The organism is Proteus genomosp. 6 (assembly GCF_040139785.1).
Classification (GTDB): Bacteria; Pseudomonadota; Gammaproteobacteria; order Enterobacterales; family Enterobacteriaceae; genus Proteus.
Genome location: NZ_JBEEVJ010000001.1, coordinates 538,152 through 555,777 on the forward strand (window position 1 = coordinate 538,152; position 17,626 = coordinate 555,777).

Here is a 17,626-nt window from a genome sequence, read left to right on the forward strand (position 1 = left end):
AAAAAGATGATATTTTAATTCGGTTTATACGAGTTATTAACGTTTCAGTCAAAATAATATTCCCATTTGCTTGAGCTAAATCACTCGAATAGTCAGACAGGTTTAGGCTGAGATGATAAAATTCAGTTCGGCAGAATAAGAGAAATAGTTAACAATTATCGGAGATAAATAACTTAGGGTTCAAAAACACCTTAAGATGTTTTTATTACAGAGTCGCTACATTTTCGGGGTGAATTTGTAGCTTAGGGTTTAACTGATAAACTTGTGCAAATCTTATGATTAAAATTAAAAAAGGACTCGACCTCCCAATTGCAGGAGCACCTGCCCAAGTGATAGAAGACGGACCCGCGATTCGACGCGTAGCATTGCTAGGTGAAGAATATGTCGGTATGCGTCCTTCTATGATGGTTTCGGAAGGTGAGCATGTAAAAAAAGGGCAAATTCTTTTTGAAGATAAAAAGAATGCCGGTGTCATTTTCACCAGCCCAGCTTGTGGTAAAGTCGTTGCAATTAACCGCGGCGAACGTCGTGTGTTCCAATCTATCGTTATCGAAATTGATGGCGACGAAGAAATCACCTTTAACCGTTATGATAGCTCAACGCTCTCAGACCTGACCCGTGAACAAGTTGAAACTAACCTCGTTAATTCGGGAATGTGGACTACATTAAGGACTCGTCCTTATAGCCGTACTCCGCGTTTAGGCACAACACCTGTCGCCATTTTTGTCTCTGCAATGGATACAAATCCGCTTGCAGCAGATCCTATGGTTATTATTGAGCAAAATGAGAAGGCATTTAATGATGGTCTTGTTGTTTTAACTCGTTTAACCGAAGGCAAAGTCTATGTTTGTCATGGTGAAAAATCACCTACAAAATTAAATGATGGACAAATTAGCTATAACCAATTTGCAGGCCCACATCCAGCAGGATTAGTTGGTACGCATATCCATTTCTTAGAACCTGTGAGTGCTAAGAAAATGGTTTGGCATTTAAATTACCAAGATATCATTGCTATTGGTTATTTGTTTACAACAGGTTCTTTATATACAGAGCGTGTTGTTGCATTAGCTGGCCCTCAAGTAAAAGCACCTCGTTTAGTGCGTACTCGTTTAGGGGCTGATCTCTATGAGTTAACTAAAGATCAATTAGTTGATGGTGAAAACCGCATTATTTCTGGCTCTGTATTATGGGGATGGAAATCTGATGAGGCTCATCACTATTTAGGTCGTTTCCATAACCAAGTTTCTGTATTACGCGAAGGCCGTGATAAAGAGTTATTTGGTTGGGGTATGCCGGGTAGCGATAAATTTTCTATCACTCGTACAACTATCGGTCACTTCTTAAAAAATAAACGCTTTGCATTTACAACCACAATGAATGGTGGCGAACGTTCAATGGTACCAATTGGTAACTATGAGCGTGTGATGCCGTTAGACATTATGGCAACGCATTTATTACGTGATTTAGTTGTAGGTGATACTGACAGTTCTCAAGCATTAGGTTGTTTGGAATTGGATGAAGAAGATTTGGGATTATGTACTTATGTTTGCCCAAGCAAATATGAGTATGGCCCAGCACTGCGCCAAGTATTGACCAAAATTGAGCAGGAAGGGTAACTCATGGGTTTGAAAAATTTATTTGAAAAAGTAGAGCACCATTTTGAGCCCGGTGGCAAATTAGCAAAATGGTACGTACTTTATGAAGCCGTTACCACGGTATTTTATACGCCAGGTACTGTCACGCGTAATGGTGGGCATGTTCGTGACACTATTGACCTAAAACGCATGATGATCTTAGTTTGGTTGGCTGTTTTCCCAGCAATGTTTTGGGGAATGTATAACGTCGGTCATCAAGCGATCCCAGCACTTAATCAGTTATATAGCGGTGCTGAATTACAGCAAATTATTGCTTCAGATTGGCACTATCGCCTCGCTGAATTTCTCGGCGCATCATTAACAACAGATGCTGGATGGGCAAGTAAGATGCTACTTGGTGCAACTTACTTTTTACCTATTTATCTTGTTGTTTTTGCGGTTGGTGGATTTTGGGAAGTTCTTTTTGCCTTTATTCGTGGTCATGAAATTAACGAAGGCTTCTTTGTTACATCAATCTTATTTGCCTTGATCGTACCGCCAACATTACCACTTTGGCAGGCTGCATTAGGTATTACGTTTGGTGTTGTTATCGCGAAAGAAATCTTTGGTGGTACAGGGCGTAACTTCTTAAACCCTGCATTAGCAGGTCGCGCATTCCTGTTCTTTGCCTATCCTGCTCAAATCTCAGGTGATCTGGTTTGGACTGCGGCTGATGGCTTCTCTGGTGCGACACCATTATCGCAATGGTCTGTATCGGGTGAAAGTGCATTATTAAATACCGTCACTCAACAACCAATCTCTTGGATGGATGCTTTCCTTGGATATATTCCAGGGTCGATCGGTGAAGTTTCAACACTGATGATTTTAATCGGCGGAGCTGTCATTCTTTTTGCTCGCATTGCTTCATGGCGTATTGTTGCTGGGGTAATGGTGGGCATGATTGCAATGTCATACCTGTTTAATTTTATCGGTTCAGATACTAATCCTCTCTTCTCAATGCCTTGGCACTGGCACTTAGTATTAGGTGGTTTTGCTTTCGGTATGATGTTTATGGCAACAGATCCAGTATCCGCATCGTTTACCGATAAAGGTAAATGGGCTTACGGTATTTTGATTGGCGTAATGGCTGTGCTTATTCGTGTCGTCAATCCGGCTTACCCAGAAGGTATGATGCTGGCAATCTTATTCGCAAACTTATTTGCACCACTGTTTGATTACGTGGTTGTTCAGGCGAATATTAAGCGGAGACAAGCTCGTGGCTAAAGAGAAAAACAAAGATAGCGTCGCAAGAACGTTCCTCGTTGTATTTATTCTATGTCTGGTGTGTTCCGTGGTAGTAGCAGGAGCCGCTGTTGGACTGAAGTCTAAACAAGAAGAACAAAAACTTCTTGATAAACAACGTAATATTCTTGATGTTGCGGGTCTGCTCGTACCTAAAATGAGTGCGACAGATGTACTGAAGGTGTATGACTCTCGTATTAAAGCAAAAATTGTTAATTTCCAGACAGGTGAACTGACTGATAGTAAAGGCAGTTTTGATTTAAGTGCGGCTTTACGCAGTGATGACACTTCAATTGCATTATCGCCACAAGAAGATATCGCCAAAATTCGCCGTCGTGCTAATACAGCAGAAGTCTACTTTGTGCTTGATGAACAAGGCAAAACCACAGAAGTTGTTCTACCTGTTTATGGTTCTGGCTTATGGTCTGTGATGTATGCTTTCGTTGCGGTTGATATTGATGGTGTGACTTCTAAAGGCATTACCTATTATGCTCATGGTGAAACACCGGGCTTAGGTGGTGAAGTAGACAATCCACAATGGAAAGCACAATGGAAGGGTAAGCGCTTAATTAACGAACAAGGTACTCCTGCAATTAAGATAGTACGTAGTGGTACAACTGATAGCCCTTATGGTATTGATGGACTTTCTGGCGCGACACTGACCTCAAATGGTATCCAGCATATGTTCGATTTCTGGTTAGGTGAAAAAGGTTTCGGCCCATTCCTGAAAAAAGTTCGTGAAGGAGAGATCAATGGCTGATACAAAAGAAATTAAACGAGTTTTACTTGGGCCATTGTTAGATAACAACCCGATTGCCTTACAGGTATTAGGTGTGTGTTCTGCATTGGCTGTAACAACAAAACTTGAAACCGCATTAGTGATGACAATTGCGGTAACTTTGGTTACTGCATTTTCAAGCTTCTTTATTTCACTCATTCGTAATTACATACCAAGTAGTGTTCGTATTATTGTTCAAATGGCGATTATTGCTTCATTAGTTATCGTTGTTGACCAAATACTACAAGCTTATGCGTATGAAATTTCTAAGCAACTTTCTGTTTTCGTTGGTCTTATCATTACTAACTGTATTGTAATGGGACGTGCTGAAGCTTATGCGATGAAAGCACCTCCTGTTGAAAGCTTTATGGATGGTATTGGTAACGGCTTAGGATACGGCGTTATCTTGATCCTTGTTGGTTTTTTACGTGAACTTTTTGGTTCTGGTAAATTATTCGGCATTACAGTGATGGAGTCTGTCCAAAATGGTGGCTGGTATCAGCCAAACGGTTTATTCCTGTTAGCACCAAGTGCGTTCTTTATTATTGGCTTGCTAATTTGGGGATTACGTACATTAAAACCTGCACAGGTTGAAGAGGACTAATCGCCATGGAACATTATATAAGCCTGTTTGTTCGTGCTGTTTTTATTGAGAATATGGCGCTCGCATTCTTCTTAGGGATGTGTACATTCCTCGCCGTTTCTAAAAACGTAAAAACAGCTTTTGGATTAGGTATCGCTGTTACCGTTGTTCTAGGTCTTTCTGTACCGTTGAATAACTTGGTTTACAACTATGTGTTACGTGATAATGCATTAATGGAAGGTGTTGATTTAAGTTTCTTAAGCTTTATCACTTTCATTGGTGTGATTGCGGCACTGGTACAAATCCTAGAAATGATTTTAGACCGTTATTTCCCTGCGCTGTATAACGCACTAGGGATCTTCTTGCCACTTATTACCGTTAACTGTGCCATTTTCGGTGGCGTGTCATTTATGGCACAACGTGACTATAACTTCAGTGAATCTATTGTTTATGGTTTCGGTTCTGGGATTGGTTGGATGTTAGCCATCGTATTACTGGCTTCTATCCGTGAGAAAATGAAGTACGCGGATGTACCGGCAGGTATGAAAGGGTTAGGCGTTACTTTTGTCACCACAGGGTTGATGGCATTAGGTTTCATGTCCTTCTCTGGTGTTCAGCTATAAAGGGTGAGAAGAACTCATGGATATAATTATTCTAGGTGTCGTGATGTTTACCCTGATTGTATTGGTATTAACAGCGTTGATTTTGTTCGCAAAATCAAAACTGGTCAATACAGGGGATATTTCAGTTGAGGTCAATGGAGACCCAGACAAAAGTTTTGATGCACCAGCAGGTGATAAATTACTTAACGTACTATCAAACGAAGGTATTTTTATTTCATCAGCTTGCGGTGGCGGTGGCTCTTGTGGTCAGTGCCGCGTTAAAGTGCTGGAAGGTGGCGGTGATATTTTACCGACAGAACTTTCACATATTAATAAGCGTGAAGCTAAAGAAGGTTGTCGTTTAGCGTGTCAGGTAAACGTAAAAAACAACCTGAAATTAGAATTACCGGAAGAAATCTTTGGTGTTAAAAAGTGGGAATGTGAAGTTATCTCAAATGATAATAAAGCCACTTTTATTAAAGAATTAGTGTTAAAAATCCCTGAAGGTGAGGTTGTACCTTTCCGTGCAGGTGGATTTATTCAAATCGAATGTCCTCCTCATACGGTACGTTATGAAGATTTTGATGTACCAGAAGAGTATCGTGAAGATTGGGATAAATTTAATTTGTTCCGCTATGTTTCTGATGTTAAAGAAACCACTGTACGTGCTTATTCAATGGCGAACTATCCAGAAGAACATGGCATCATCATGTTAAACGTGCGTATTGCAACACCTCCGCCACGTAATCCTGATGTGCCACCAGGAATTATGTCATCATATATTTGGTCATTAAAACCAGGTGATAAGGTGACGATTTCAGGGCCATTTGGCGAATTCTTTGCTAAGAAAACTGATGCTGAAATGATCTTTATTGGTGGTGGTGCAGGTATGGCACCAATGCGCTCACACATTTTTGATCAATTAAAACGCTTACATTCTAAACGTAAAATCAGCTTCTGGTATGGTGCGCGTTCTGTTCGTGAAATGTTCTACACAGAAGATTTCGACATGCTCGCGAGAGAGAACGAAAACTTCACATGGAATGTCGCGCTTTCAGATGCATTGCCTGAAGATAATTGGACTGGCTATACTGGATTTATTCACAATGTGTTGTTTGAAAACTACCTCAAAAATCATCCAGCACCAGAAGACTGTGAATTCTATATGTGTGGACCGCCAGTGATGAATGCAGCAGTTATTAAAATGCTCAAAGACTTAGGCGTTGAAGATGAAAACATTATGCTGGATGACTTTGGGGGTTGATCCTAACTTCCGATAAAGCATAAATGAATGAAATGACAAGCGCCCACTTATGTGGGCGCTCATGATCAGAAGAGAGAGTTATGTTAAAAAGAAAGATGATAAATTGGATAGTGATGCTGTCTGCATTAGTTCTATTATCTGCATGTGGTGAAAAGCAGCAGGTATTAGAAGGTGAAACCATGGGAACTTATTACTCGATTAAATATGTTCCTGACAGTAATTCACCTCCACAAAACGTCTTACAAACAGAGATTGATCGTATCCTTGAAGAAGTTAACGATCAAATGTCAACATATCGTCCTCATTCTGAACTCAGTCGTTTCAATCAAAGCCGTGAAATTAATACCCCATTTCCTGTTTCACCCGCGACAGCTAAAGTAGTCAGTGAAGCTATCCGTATTAATAAAATAACAGATGGTGCTTTAGATGTGACCGTTGGACCGTTAGTTAATTTATGGGGATTTGGCCCAGAAGGCCGATTTACGCATCAACCTTCTGAAGATGAATTAGAAAAACGTAAACAGTGGATTGGAATTGATTACCTTGCTGTTGAAGGTAATACATTAATTAAGAAGATCCCTGAGCTTTATGTCGATCTATCTTCGATTGCTAAAGGCTATGGCGTTGATGCTGTGGCTGAATATTTAATTTCACAGAATATTACTAACTATATGGTTGATATTGGTGGTGAAGTAAGAACCCAAGGCGTGAATGGTAATGACAAGCTTTGGCGTATAGCGATTGAAAAACCAGCAAATGACGGCACAAAACAGAGTGTTCAGTTAATTATTGAACCAGGTGATAACTCAATAGCCACTTCTGGTGATTATCGTAACTATTTTGAAGAGAATGGTGTCCGTTTTTCTCATACTATTGACCCAACCACAGGTCATCCTATTAAACATAACCTTGTTTCTATTACTGTGATTGTGCCAACTTGCATGAGCGCAGATGGTCTTTCGACAGGATTGAATGTTTTAGGGCCTGAAAAAGGGTTAGCAGTAGCAAACGAGCTAAATATTCCTGTCTTTATGATAGTGAAAACTGAAAATGGGTTTGAAGAGCGTTATAGTAAAGCATTCGCCCCGTTCTTGAAAAAGTAGAATTTAAGGAGAGAAGGTTATGTTAAAAATATTTCTATTTGCCTTCATCTTATTCTTGATTGCTTTCTTTGGTATGGCGTTAGGCTATATTGTAAAACGTAAAAGCCTTCAAGGTAGCTGTGGCGGTTTAGGTGCTATGGGCATAGAAAAAGAGTGTGATTGCCCCGAACCTTGTGATGCACGTAAAAAACGTATGGCAAAAGATGCAGCAAGAGAAGAATTGCTTAATAAAAATAGAATTCTTTAAGTAAGATATAAAAATAAAAAAAGAGTGGTGTATATATTTACATCACTCTTTTTTATTTTCTTCTTTCTGAAGAAGCGAAGCTAAAAGCTAGGGGCTTACTCTTTTCTAAATGCTTTCATCTTTGCGGGTGAATCGACCATAACTGCATCAGCACCTAATTCTGTGGCTTGAATAAAATCTTTCTCTGTATTGATCCCAAAAAGAACAATATGAGCATTGCCACCAGCACGAAAACAAGACATAGCGTCTTTATCCCAACTTAGAACTGATGCTGAGCGTGCTTCACCTAATGTGTATTTCTCAACAACTTCTACTTTGCGGTGAAGCTCAAGCCCATACCAACGAGTAATATCTAAATTTTCAGGTAGTAGGCAAATATGGCTCATTGTGATATTGGCTAAAATATCACGAGTAATATCACGACTTTCAAAACGTTGTACATTAGTTGATAAGGCGTCAAGAAATGCAGTATTTGTAGAATAAACGCGAGTTCTATCCAGTGCATTATGATTATGAAGTACGGTGGTTAATGCTTCAGCTTGGATTGCAGGATCAGCATCTGGTGATTTTAAATCAAGATAAAACTGTGTTGTAGGGAATTGAGTTAATATCTCATCCAATGTCGGAATGGTGACACCTTTATTTCGATAAGGAAATTGTTGTGCTTCACCAAATTTATAGCCAGCATCCCATTGTTTAAGTTGCTGTGCCGTAAAGTCAGAAACACTACCTTGCCCATTTGTTAAGCTTTTTAAATCACTAGGACGATAAAGGACAGGAATATTATCTTTCGATAATTGAATAGTGATCCAAATTGCATCAGCTTGATTAGAGAGGGCTGTTTTTATAGCAATTTCAGTATTTTCAGGGGCATCAGCTGTGCCACCACGATGTGCGATAATTTTAGGAGATGCCATAAGAATTACAGAATAAAAAAAGAGAGAAATAGCGATAAATAATTTGATCATGAAAAATTATTTCCTTGTTTTATATATAGTTACAAAACAATATTTAAAATTAATGTAATTAATCAGCGAGCTAAAACAATCTATCACCACTTTGTGACAATTCTATAAATAAACAGACTAATTCAGATTTTTATGAGAAATACACCTCAATAGAGGGAGATGAGAAGGAATAAAAATTGTAGTTAATATTTATTTACTGTATATTTAAACAGTAAATGAGGCGAGGTGATTGTATGCGTAAAATTATTCATGTTGATATGGATTGTTTTTATGCTGCGATTGAAATGCGAGATAATCCAGCACTAAAAGAGATCCCAATTGCGGTTGGAGGCAATGCTTCTAGCCGAGGTGTGATCTGCACGGCGAATTATCCTGCTCGTCGTTTTGGCGTCCGTAGTGCTATGTCAACGGCGACAGCGTTGAAGTTATGTCCTCACTTAAAAGTTTTACCCGGCAGAATGCCTCTTTATAAAGAGACATCAGCAAAGATCCGCCAAATTTTTTTTCGTTATACCCACCTTATTGAACCTCTTTCACTCGATGAAGCTTATCTTGATGTATCTGACAGTAAGCATTGTCATGGTTCTGCAACGTTGATCGCTCAAGAAATTCGCCAACAAATTTTTGATGAGTTAAATCTTACTGCATCCGCAGGCATTGCACCGATTAAATTTCTCGCCAAAATTGCCTCTGATATCAACAAACCAAATGGGCAATTTGTTATAACACCAGAGCAAGTCGATGATTTTATTTTAAAATTACCGCTTAACAAAATACCAGGTGTAGGTAAGGTGACATTTGCTCGCTTGCAAGAAATGGGCTTAGAAACGTGTGCTGATATTCGCCGTACTGATGTCATTTCTTTAGTAAAAGTATTTGGGAAATTTGGTCAAAATTTATGGGAACGCAGTCATGGCATCGATGAGCGTGAAATTAACCCTGATAGACTTAGAAAATCAGTCGGAGTTGAACGTACTTTTGCTTCAGATATTAATTCTTGGGATGATTGCTTGGCATTACTTGACGGATTATATAGCGAATTAGAACGGCGACTAACAAAAGTGAAACCCGATTTAAGGATAGCAAGGCAAGGCGTTAAACTAAAATTTGATGATTTTCAATTAACGACACAAGAGCATACTCATCCTATTTTAGAAAAAGCCGATTTAATAAATATTGCCTACCAAGCATGGCATGAGCGCCGAAATGGCAGAGGTGTGCGATTAATCGGATTTCATGTCACCTTACAAGATCCGCAAATAGAACGACAACTTCTTTTAGCACTGTAAGAATTAAAAAAACCATAGCCGATCAACAGACAGGCTATGGCTAACGTAGTTAATTTATGTAGTTAATTTATGTAGTTAATCTATATAGTCTTACCAGCGATAATTCATTGTTGCTGTCATTGTTCTGCCGATCCCATAAAAACATGCAGTATCACCAGCACAAGATGCAACATAGTGTTTATTCGCAATATTATTCATATTAAGCTGAATTTCAGCACCTTTTAAAGAAGGTGATAGCTCACCTAATGAATAGCCAATCATGGCATCATAAAGCGTAACTGCGGGCACACTGACTGTATTTTTGGTATCACCTTGAGATACGCCAACATATCGCACGCCAAAGCCTGCTTTAGAGCCATTAAATAGCCCTGATGTTTCATCATATTGACCCCAAAATGATGCCATGTGCTTAGGAACTCTAGGGAGTTCTTTTCCCTGTGTTCCCGCAATAATGGTTTTTCTTACTTCAGTATCGGTATAAGCATAACTGCTGATAAATGAAATATTTTCAGTTAATTGGCTATTAATTTGCGCTTCAACACCACGACTTCTAATTTCACCCACTGGTTCAAAATACGCTTTTTCAGCATTGTAGTTGGTCACATTGCGTTGCTGTAATTGATAAACAGAGAGTGTTGCCAATGTTTGTTCATTTGGTGTGAGGTATTTAATTCCAGCTTCTAATTGACGACCTTCGCTAGGCTCAAAAGGGGCACTTCCTGGTGCGCGGCGAGTTTGTAAATTAGGTTCAAACGAGGTGCTATAACTAATATAAGGAGAAATACCATTATCAAAAGAATATAAAAGCCCTGCGCGACCCGTTAACTTATGATCATCTTGTTGAACATAGCTTTTAGCTAAGAAATCATGAGTCCGAACTTGAGCCCAATCTTGGCGTAAGCCTGCAAGTAAGATCCAATTTTTCCATTGGATCTGATCTTGTAGATACAACCCGATTTGATCACGTTTTTGTCGCTGATCGGTTGCGGGTTTTTGTAAGCTCATATCAATTGGATAGTGATAATTAGGATCACGCCAATCAAGATCGTACTCGGGGCCCATTGCACGAAGTAAATTATCTTGATCTTTACTCCACTGATAATCAATACCAGCAATCACAGTATGATTAAGTTTTGCAGTAGCAAAGTCAGCTTGTAAGCGAGTATCTATTCCTAAAGTATCTGTTTCTCGCTGCTCTTGTTGAGCTCGGCGCTCAAGAATATAAGGGTTATCTTTTCTTAAAGAACCAAAAACAAGATATTTATATTTTTGATTAATATGGCTGTATCGAGCATTTTGTACAATTTTTAGTGTGTCATTAAATTCGTGTTCGAATTCATAACCTATACCATATTGCTGGCGCCATGATTTATGGTAATCGGGATTGTTGACATCAAAATCAAAGGGAATAGTACCTTCTGGCGTACTTTTTACTGTACCGTAAGCGGGTAAAAAATTACGATAACCGGCTTCAGGCTCTTGCTGAATAAAGCTTAATAATGTTAAACGTGTTTGTTCATTCGGTAAAAAGGTAATGGCAGGAGCGAGCGCAAAACGCTCTTCTTTATAATTTTTTATTTGGGTATGTTGTGTTTTAGCAATACCATTTAGGCGATAAAGAACTCGATTATCATCACTCAATGTACCCGAAAAATCAAAAGCGGTTTCTGCTAATTTATCATTACCTGCACGTACTTGAATGTGACGAATAAGGGATGCAGTTGGTCTTTTACTTGTCATTGCAACAAGGCCACCTGGGTTTACTTGGCCATAAAGAACAGATGCAGGTCCTCTAACAACTTCAACACGCTCTAATAACCATGGATCAATTGCGCCAGTTGACGATGAAGCTCCCATTCCATAACTTAATCCATCAAGAAAGCGTGGTGCATAACTGTATCCACGAATAAAAACCTCATCATTACGATTAGAACTTCCACGATATTCTGTGAAAACTCCAGGCGTATAACGTAACGCCTGAGAAACTGAGCTGGCATCTTGAGCATCCATTTGATCACGGGTGATCACGCTAATGGATTGTGGTGTTTTTTCAATTTCAGTCGGTGTTTTATTTGTTGATAATGTTTTTGTTGCCACAAAACCTGAAACAGGCGCTTGTGGATCTTGTGATGAAGTTGCTGTCACAACTATTTTTTCAGGCGTATTTTGATTAACTGTTGCATGAATTTGAACAGATAACAGACTTAGCGGTAAGGCGAGTAAGACGCTAACAGCATAATTTTTATTAGACACAATCGATCCCTTTGAATTTTTTATTTTTAACTTTAACTGCGGAGCAGTGAAAATATCACTCATTAAACATTAATGCTAATGATAATGATTAGCATTCTATAAATTATGATATTTAAGGGAAATTCATTGAGAATGAGAGATAAATGATTTTTTTGCAGAGACTTCAGTAACAAAAAACCCGCCAATAAGCGGGTTTCATTATTAACGTTAAAGCGAGATTATTTAGCAGGGATTGCTTTTAAAATCGCGGTTAATAATTGCCAGTATTGACCGACGCTCTTAATGTGAACGCGTTCGTCTGGTGAGTGAGCACCACGGATTGTTGGCCCAATAGAAACCATATCCATATCTGGGTAAGGTTTTTTGAACAGACCACACTCAAGACCTGCGTGGATAACCATGATATTTGGCACTTTATCAAACAGTTGTTGGTAAGTGTCACGAACTAAATGCATAACAGGAGAGTCTGCATCTGGTTTCCAACCAGGGTAACCGCCTTTCGTTTCAATATCGGCTTTAGCCAGTTTTGCTAATGCTGTCAGCATGCTAACAACATAGGTTTTACCACTATCGATTAGAGAACGAATTAAGCACAGAATTTCTACTTTATCATCAACAATGCTAACAACACCGACGTTTAGTGAAGTTTCAACAACACCTTCAACATCGTCACTCATACGAATAACGCCGTTTGGCATTGCATTAAGTAAGTTAATGACACGAGATTGGCAATCTGCGGTGAACGCTTTTTTATCTGTTGTTGTATCAATTAATTCAACTTTTAGATTCTTCTCTGCGATCGCTAATTCGCTTTTTAGCAATTCTTCAAAGCGTACTTTTAATGCTTCTAATTCTTTGACTTTATCCGCTGGAATTGCAAAAACAATGTTTGCTTCACGAGGAATCGCATTACGCAGTGTACCACCGTGGAAATCAATTAATTTCAGTGATAATTCTTCTGCATGACCCGCTAAAAAACGTGCCAATAATTTATTTGCGTTACCTAAGCCTAAATGGATATCACCACCAGAATGGCCGCCATTTAATCCTTTTAGAACCAGTTGTTTAACAACGTGACCTGCTGGGATTGCATCGTAAGAAAGGCTTACTGTGGTTTTAACATCAATACCACCCGCACAACCCATGTAGATTTCACCTTCTTCTTCTGAGTCTGTGTTGATAAGAATATCAGCTTGTAACCAACCCGGTTGTAAACCAAAAGCACCGTCCATACCTGTTTCTTCAGTCATGGTTAACAGCACTTCTAATGGGCCGTGTTTAACAGTGTCATCAGCTAAAACAGCTAATGCAGATGCCATACCAACACCATTATCTGCACCTAATGTGGTGCCTTTCGCTTTGATCCATTCGCCATCAATGTAAGGTTGAATTGGATCTTTAGTAAAGTCGTGAACGGTGTCGTTGTTTTTTTGTGGCACCATATCTAAGTGTGCTTGTAAAACAACAGTTTTACGATCTTCCATGCCTTTGGTTGCTGGTTTACGAATTAAAATATTGCCAACGGCATCGCGCTCTGCAAAAAGTCCTTTTTCACTTGCCCAAGAAAGAATGTGGGAAGCTAAGGCTTCTTCATGATGTGATGGATGTGGAATCGAACAAATTTTTGCAAAAATATCCCATAGTGGTTGTGGGGATAGAGTAGATAGTTCAGACACGATGGATCTCCTCTAACAGCATCTGTGTTATTGATAGCCTACCGCTTTTTTAAGGGTTAGCTTTATTATTCTGAGCGTTATACGCCAATATAGTTGAGAATATCACTTTCTTCTGATGAATGCGTCATTCTATTCACATCTCTATCTAAGAAATTAGATCTCTATTTTGCATTCATTTTTTATATGGTTCATTTTTTAATCGAAAAAAGACATTACAGAAAAAAATTAGGATAATCTTACCTGTTTTCACGTTTTCTCTGGTTTTTAGGTGCTCAAATCACTATAATCTCGCGCAACCTTTTTTTCCGCAAAAAAGCTTCTCTCGAAATTTCAGTAGCTAGGATCACAATATTATGAGCGAAAAATATGTTGTAACGTGGGATATGTTGCAAATACATGCCCGTCAATTGGCGCAACGTTTACTACCAGTCGAACAATGGACAGGCATTATTGCTGTCAGCCGTGGGGGATTAGTCCCTGCTGCATTACTTGCTCGTGAATTAGGTATCCGTCATGTGGATACAGTCTGTATTTCTAGCTATGACCACGATCATCAGCGTGACCTCAAAATCTTAAAAAAAGCAGAAGGTGATGGTGAAGGCTTTATCGTTGTTGACGATTTAGTCGATACTGGTGGTACTGCTAAAGTTATCCGTGAGATGTATCCAAAAGCGCATTTTGTCACTATTTTTGCAAAACCAGAAGGGCGTCCTTTAGTGGATGATTTTGTGGTTGATATTCCGCAAAATACATGGATTGAACAGCCTTGGGATATGGGTGTTGCCTTTATTCCACCTGTTTGCGATCAAAAATAAGTTGATAGCATTCGCTTTGCTGTTTTAATTGAGATCCTCGCTTAGGCGGGGATTTTTGTTTTTAAGCTCTTTTCTCTTTTCTCTTTTCTCTTTTCTCTTTTCTCTTCCTCTTTATGATGTCTTCGTGCGATTGCTTGTCGTGATACACATTGTTCCCGTCGATTTCATGCTATGATAAAGCCAGACTTTTAAGCCCCTTTACACGATATCCACTGATTTGAAGAGCGATATGACAGAGAACAAAAACCTTTCTGAAACACTGTTTAAGCCTCGTGCAAAACACGCAGAAACGTCAACATTAATACAGTACACACATCCAAAATCAAATATAGCGACAAACTCTGTATTAAATGGAACAAGCCAGCTAAATTGGTATCGAACAATTCAACGTTTACAATGGATTTGGCGAGGTATTTCTCCTATTGAAATAGAAGAGGTATTAAGCCGAATTGCGGTGCCTGATGCACCTCGTAGTGATGAAAAATTTATCGATACTGTTGTTGGGTATCGTAAAGGTGGCTGGTCATTTGAATGGTCACATCAAGCGATGATCTGGCAACAAAAAGCATTATGTGAAGAGTCTGGTGATGCCGCAGCAGATTGTTGGTTACAAGCCGCACATCTTTATAGTATTGCTGCATATCCCTTTATTAATGGTGATTTTTTAGCGGATCAAGCAGTTATTTTGTCGATGAAAGCTTTTGAGAATGCGACAAAATTCTCCTCTTTTGAAGTCAAAAAACTGACATTTAAATTAGAGGGAAAAGGGTCGACAACGGGTTTTCTGCATTTACCCAAAGATTGTAGAGGCCCTTATCCTACCGTGTTATTTTGTGGCGGATTAGACGGTTTACAAAGCGATTATGTCAGCTTCTTCCGTAATTACCTTTCCCCTAAAGGTATTGCAATGCTAACACTGGATATGCCCGCAATTGGTTATTCAGTAAAACAAAAACTAACGGAAGATACATGCCAATTACAAGGTGAAGTTCTAAAACAACTTTCTGAAGTACCTTGGATTGATCATACTCGTGTTGGTGTGATGGGCTTTCGCTTTGGCGGTAATATTGCCGTGCGCTTAGCTTATATCTACCCAAAATTGATTAAAGGTGTTGTTGCCTTAGGCCCTTTGATCCACGCTTTCTTTACCCAAGCTGAATTGCAGAAAAAAATTCCTGTGATGTATCTTGATGTGTTAGCAAGTCGCTTAGGGTTATGGAATATTGATGAGAATAATCTTCGATTATCATTGAGCAGTTACTCCCTGAAAAACCAAGGCCTGATTGGGCGGCGTATGCCTGTTCCTATGATGGGGGTTTATTGGAAAGGTGATGAAATGAGCCCTAAAGAGGATTCGCAATTAATTGCACGCTCTTCTATGGATGGTGACATTCTTGCTATTAATGATAAGCCGCTTTACGAAGGTTTAGAGCTCGCGTTACAAAAAAGCGCAGATTGGATCTATGATAAATTAATATAATTAATTTTGAACAATAACTTGCTAATTATATTAGATTATATAACAGTAGAGTTTCTAAGGAGACTGAATTTATGACTTCATCTTTGAACCCTACCCGAGGTAAGTTATTAAAGCGTTTTGCTCAAATCGGCCCATATATCCGAGAGCAACAATGCCAAGAGAGCCAGTTCTTTTTTGACTGTTTAGCCGTTTGTGTAAATAAAAAAGTCGCGCCGGAAAAACGAGAGTTTTGGGGCTGGTGGATGGAATTAGAACGCAATAATGAACAGCTCATTTATCATTATCAAATTGGGCTATTCGATAAAAATGGTGATTGGCTCCATCAGAACATCAGTAAGAATGATGTTGTTGAGTCAATTAATGAAACACTTATTCGTTTTCATGAATTTCTTCAACTCGCGGTGAGTGAATTAGAGATGACACTCATTCCAGATGAAAAAATGAACAAATTTCCGCTTCCCATTCAGCCCTAATTTTGTGTTAGGGCAACTTTTCATAGATTTTGCGTTATGTCAGTTGGCATAACGCTTCTCTCCTGATAAAACTGTGTATTATCTTTTTAAATAATCAACAAGAATGGTAAATGTTATGAGTAGCAGCCAAACGCTGGTTGTTAAATTAGGGACAAGTGTACTTACTGGTGGTTCACGACGTCTGGATCAGTCTCATATTGTTGAGCTGGTTCGCCAATGTGCTAAACAACACGAAAAAGGGCATCGGATTATAATTGTCACTTCAGGTGCAATTGCAGCAGGGCGTGAATATTTGAATTATCCTGATTTGCCTGCAACTATTGCTTCAAAACAGTTGCTTGCCGCTGTGGGGCAAAGTGCTTTAATTCAAGTATGGAAACAGTTATTTGCCATCTATGGTATTCATATTGGTCAAATGCTATTAACGCGTGCTGATATTGAAGATAGAGAACGATTCTTAAATGCACGCGATACCTTACATGCACTGTTAGATAACCATATTATCCCCGTTATCAATGAAAATGATGCTGTTGCTACCGCGGAAATTAAAGTGGGTGATAACGATAATTTATCGGCATTAGCGGCTATTTTAGGCGGTGCAGATAAACTGTTATTACTAACGGATATTGAAGGGCTTTACACCGCTGATCCTCGTAGTAATCCAGATGCTAAATTGATCCCTGAAGTTTTTGATATCAATGATGAGTTACGCCAAATGGCAGGTGATAGCGTATCAGGTTTAGGTACGGGTGGTATGGCAACAAAACTACAAGCAGCAACCGTTGCAGGGCGTGCGGGTATTGATGTTGTCATCGCGGCAGGCGTACAACCTGAAGTTATCGCTAAAGTTATCAATAATGAACCTGTTGGAACGTTATTTCATGGCTTACAAAGTCCATTAGAAGCGCGTAAGCGGTGGATCTTTGGTGCGCCAATAGCTGGTGTGATAGTGGTTGATGAAGGAGCTGAAAACGCAATTAAAGAAAAAGGTAGCTCCCTTTTACCAAAAGGTATCAAAGAAATTAAAGGCGATTTCTCTCGTGGATGTGTTATCCGCATTCAAAGTTTACAAGGTAAAGATCTCGCTCATGGTGTTGCACACTATAATAGTGATGCACTGCGTCTAATTGCAGGACACCATTCACAAGAAATTAGTCAAATTTTAGGTTATGAGTATGGCAGTGTTGCCGTACATCGTGATGATATGATTGTTAGCTAA

General features: G+C 39.2%; 16 protein-coding genes. 13 read left to right on the forward strand and 3 right to left on the reverse strand.

The window, feature by feature from the left end:
• Positions 1–275: 275 nt before the first annotated feature.
• From ABN212_RS02360 to nqrM, 8 genes are all read left to right on the forward strand, one after another.
• Positions 276–1,616, forward strand: a complete 1,341-nt coding sequence (locus tag ABN212_RS02360) for a Na(+)-translocating NADH-quinone reductase subunit A (RefSeq protein ID WP_349442808.1) — start codon at positions 276–278, stop codon at positions 1,614–1,616.
• 3 nt (positions 1,617–1,619) lie between these two features.
• Complete coding sequence (locus ABN212_RS02365) at positions 1,620–2,858, forward strand: NADH:ubiquinone reductase (Na(+)-transporting) subunit B (RefSeq protein WP_023581003.1); 1,239 nt, start codon at positions 1,620–1,622, stop codon at positions 2,856–2,858.
• Complete coding sequence (locus ABN212_RS02370) at positions 2,851–3,636, forward strand: Na(+)-translocating NADH-quinone reductase subunit C (RefSeq protein WP_349442809.1); 786 nt, start codon at positions 2,851–2,853, stop codon at positions 3,634–3,636. The genes ABN212_RS02365 and ABN212_RS02370 overlap by 8 nt, the downstream gene beginning before the upstream one ends.
• Complete coding sequence (locus tag ABN212_RS02375; protein WP_088493503.1) at positions 3,629–4,258, forward strand: NADH:ubiquinone reductase (Na(+)-transporting) subunit D; 630 nt, start codon at positions 3,629–3,631, stop codon at positions 4,256–4,258. The genes ABN212_RS02370 and ABN212_RS02375 overlap by 8 nt, the downstream gene beginning before the upstream one ends.
• Before the next feature lie 5 nt (positions 4,259–4,263).
• Positions 4,264–4,860 carry an NADH:ubiquinone reductase (Na(+)-transporting) subunit E gene (gene nqrE / locus ABN212_RS02380; RefSeq protein WP_349442811.1) on the forward strand — a complete coding sequence of 199 codons (597 nt, stop codon included), beginning with the start codon at positions 4,264–4,266 and terminating at the stop codon, positions 4,858–4,860.
• Between the two features lie 16 nt (positions 4,861–4,876).
• Entirely contained in the window at positions 4,877–6,103 is a 1,227-nt protein-coding gene (gene nqrF, locus ABN212_RS02385; protein WP_109373919.1) for an NADH:ubiquinone reductase (Na(+)-transporting) subunit F, read from the forward strand.
• A gap of 80 nt (positions 6,104–6,183) precedes the next feature.
• Entirely contained in the window at positions 6,184–7,206 is a 1,023-nt protein-coding gene (locus tag ABN212_RS02390) for an FAD:protein FMN transferase (protein WP_109373920.1), read from the forward strand.
• Positions 7,207–7,225: 19 nt separating this feature from the next.
• The gene (nqrM, locus tag ABN212_RS02395) at positions 7,226–7,453 is read left to right on the forward strand and encodes a (Na+)-NQR maturation NqrM (RefSeq protein WP_023580998.1); all 228 of its coding nucleotides are present in this window, start codon (positions 7,226–7,228) and stop codon (positions 7,451–7,453) included.
• A gap of 95 nt (positions 7,454–7,548) precedes the next feature.
• Here the strand turns inward: nqrM and ABN212_RS02400 are convergent, their stop codons facing one another.
• On the reverse strand, positions 7,549–8,421 hold the full coding sequence (locus tag ABN212_RS02400; protein ID WP_198626082.1) for a glycerophosphodiester phosphodiesterase family protein: 873 nt from the start codon (positions 8,419–8,421) through the stop codon (positions 7,549–7,551).
• Between the two features lie 233 nt (positions 8,422–8,654).
• Between ABN212_RS02400 and dinB the strand changes: the two genes are divergently transcribed.
• On the forward strand, positions 8,655–9,710 hold the full coding sequence (dinB, locus tag ABN212_RS02405; protein WP_349442812.1) for a DNA polymerase IV: 1,056 nt from the start codon (positions 8,655–8,657) through the stop codon (positions 9,708–9,710).
• A gap of 90 nt (positions 9,711–9,800) precedes the next feature.
• On the opposite strand, the gene ABN212_RS02410 is transcribed toward dinB, so the two are convergent.
• Positions 9,801–11,963, reverse strand: coding sequence for a TonB-dependent siderophore receptor (locus ABN212_RS02410; protein WP_349442814.1), 2,163 nt, complete (start codon positions 11,961–11,963; stop codon positions 9,801–9,803).
• A 218-nt stretch (positions 11,964–12,181) separates the two neighbouring features.
• Positions 12,182–13,639 carry a beta-Ala-His dipeptidase gene (gene pepD / locus ABN212_RS02415; protein WP_196534262.1) on the reverse strand — a complete coding sequence of 486 codons (1,458 nt, stop codon included), beginning with the start codon at positions 13,637–13,639 and terminating at the stop codon, positions 12,182–12,184.
• A 353-nt stretch (positions 13,640–13,992) separates the two neighbouring features.
• Here pepD and gpt point away from each other — a divergent pair, with 353 nt between their 5' ends.
• From gpt to proB, 4 genes are all read left to right on the forward strand, one after another.
• Positions 13,993–14,454 carry a xanthine phosphoribosyltransferase gene (gene gpt / locus ABN212_RS02420; RefSeq protein WP_006534780.1) on the forward strand — a complete coding sequence of 154 codons (462 nt, stop codon included), beginning with the start codon at positions 13,993–13,995 and terminating at the stop codon, positions 14,452–14,454.
• Between the two features lie 229 nt (positions 14,455–14,683).
• Positions 14,684–15,934, forward strand: coding sequence for an esterase FrsA (frsA, locus tag ABN212_RS02425; protein ID WP_198632136.1), 1,251 nt, complete (start codon positions 14,684–14,686; stop codon positions 15,932–15,934).
• Positions 15,935–16,005: 71 nt separating this feature from the next.
• Complete coding sequence (gene crl, locus ABN212_RS02430) at positions 16,006–16,407, forward strand: sigma factor-binding protein Crl (RefSeq protein ID WP_075672399.1); 402 nt, start codon at positions 16,006–16,008, stop codon at positions 16,405–16,407.
• 115 nt (positions 16,408–16,522) lie between these two features.
• Positions 16,523–17,626, forward strand: coding sequence for a glutamate 5-kinase (gene proB / locus ABN212_RS02435; RefSeq protein WP_109373927.1), 1,104 nt, complete (start codon positions 16,523–16,525; stop codon positions 17,624–17,626).

Bases quoted from the DNA above. Each gene is read 5' to 3' on its own strand.
- ABN212_RS02360 (WP_349442808.1), top strand. From the start codon at position 276: ATGATTAAAATTAAAAAAGGACTCGACCTCCCAATTGCAGGAGCACCT.
- ABN212_RS02365 (WP_023581003.1), top strand. From the start codon at position 1,620: ATGGGTTTGAAAAATTTATTTGAAAAAGTAGAGCACCATTTTGAGCCC.
- ABN212_RS02375 (WP_088493503.1), top strand. From the start codon at position 3,629: ATGGCTGATACAAAAGAAATTAAACGAGTTTTACTTGGGCCATTGTTA.
- nqrE (WP_349442811.1), top strand. From the start codon at position 4,264: ATGGAACATTATATAAGCCTGTTTGTTCGTGCTGTTTTTATTGAGAAT.
- nqrF (WP_109373919.1), top strand. From the start codon at position 4,877: ATGGATATAATTATTCTAGGTGTCGTGATGTTTACCCTGATTGTATTG.
- ABN212_RS02390 (WP_109373920.1), top strand. From the start codon at position 6,184: ATGTTAAAAAGAAAGATGATAAATTGGATAGTGATGCTGTCTGCATTA.
- nqrM (WP_023580998.1), top strand. From the start codon at position 7,226: ATGTTAAAAATATTTCTATTTGCCTTCATCTTATTCTTGATTGCTTTC.
- ABN212_RS02400 (WP_198626082.1), bottom strand. From the start codon at position 8,421: ATGATCAAATTATTTATCGCTATTTCTCTCTTTTTTTATTCTGTAATT.
- dinB (WP_349442812.1), top strand. From the start codon at position 8,655: ATGCGTAAAATTATTCATGTTGATATGGATTGTTTTTATGCTGCGATT.
- gpt (WP_006534780.1), top strand. From the start codon at position 13,993: ATGAGCGAAAAATATGTTGTAACGTGGGATATGTTGCAAATACATGCC.
- frsA (WP_198632136.1), top strand. From the start codon at position 14,684: ATGACAGAGAACAAAAACCTTTCTGAAACACTGTTTAAGCCTCGTGCA.
- crl (WP_075672399.1), top strand. From the start codon at position 16,006: ATGACTTCATCTTTGAACCCTACCCGAGGTAAGTTATTAAAGCGTTTT.
- proB (WP_109373927.1), top strand. From the start codon at position 16,523: ATGAGTAGCAGCCAAACGCTGGTTGTTAAATTAGGGACAAGTGTACTT.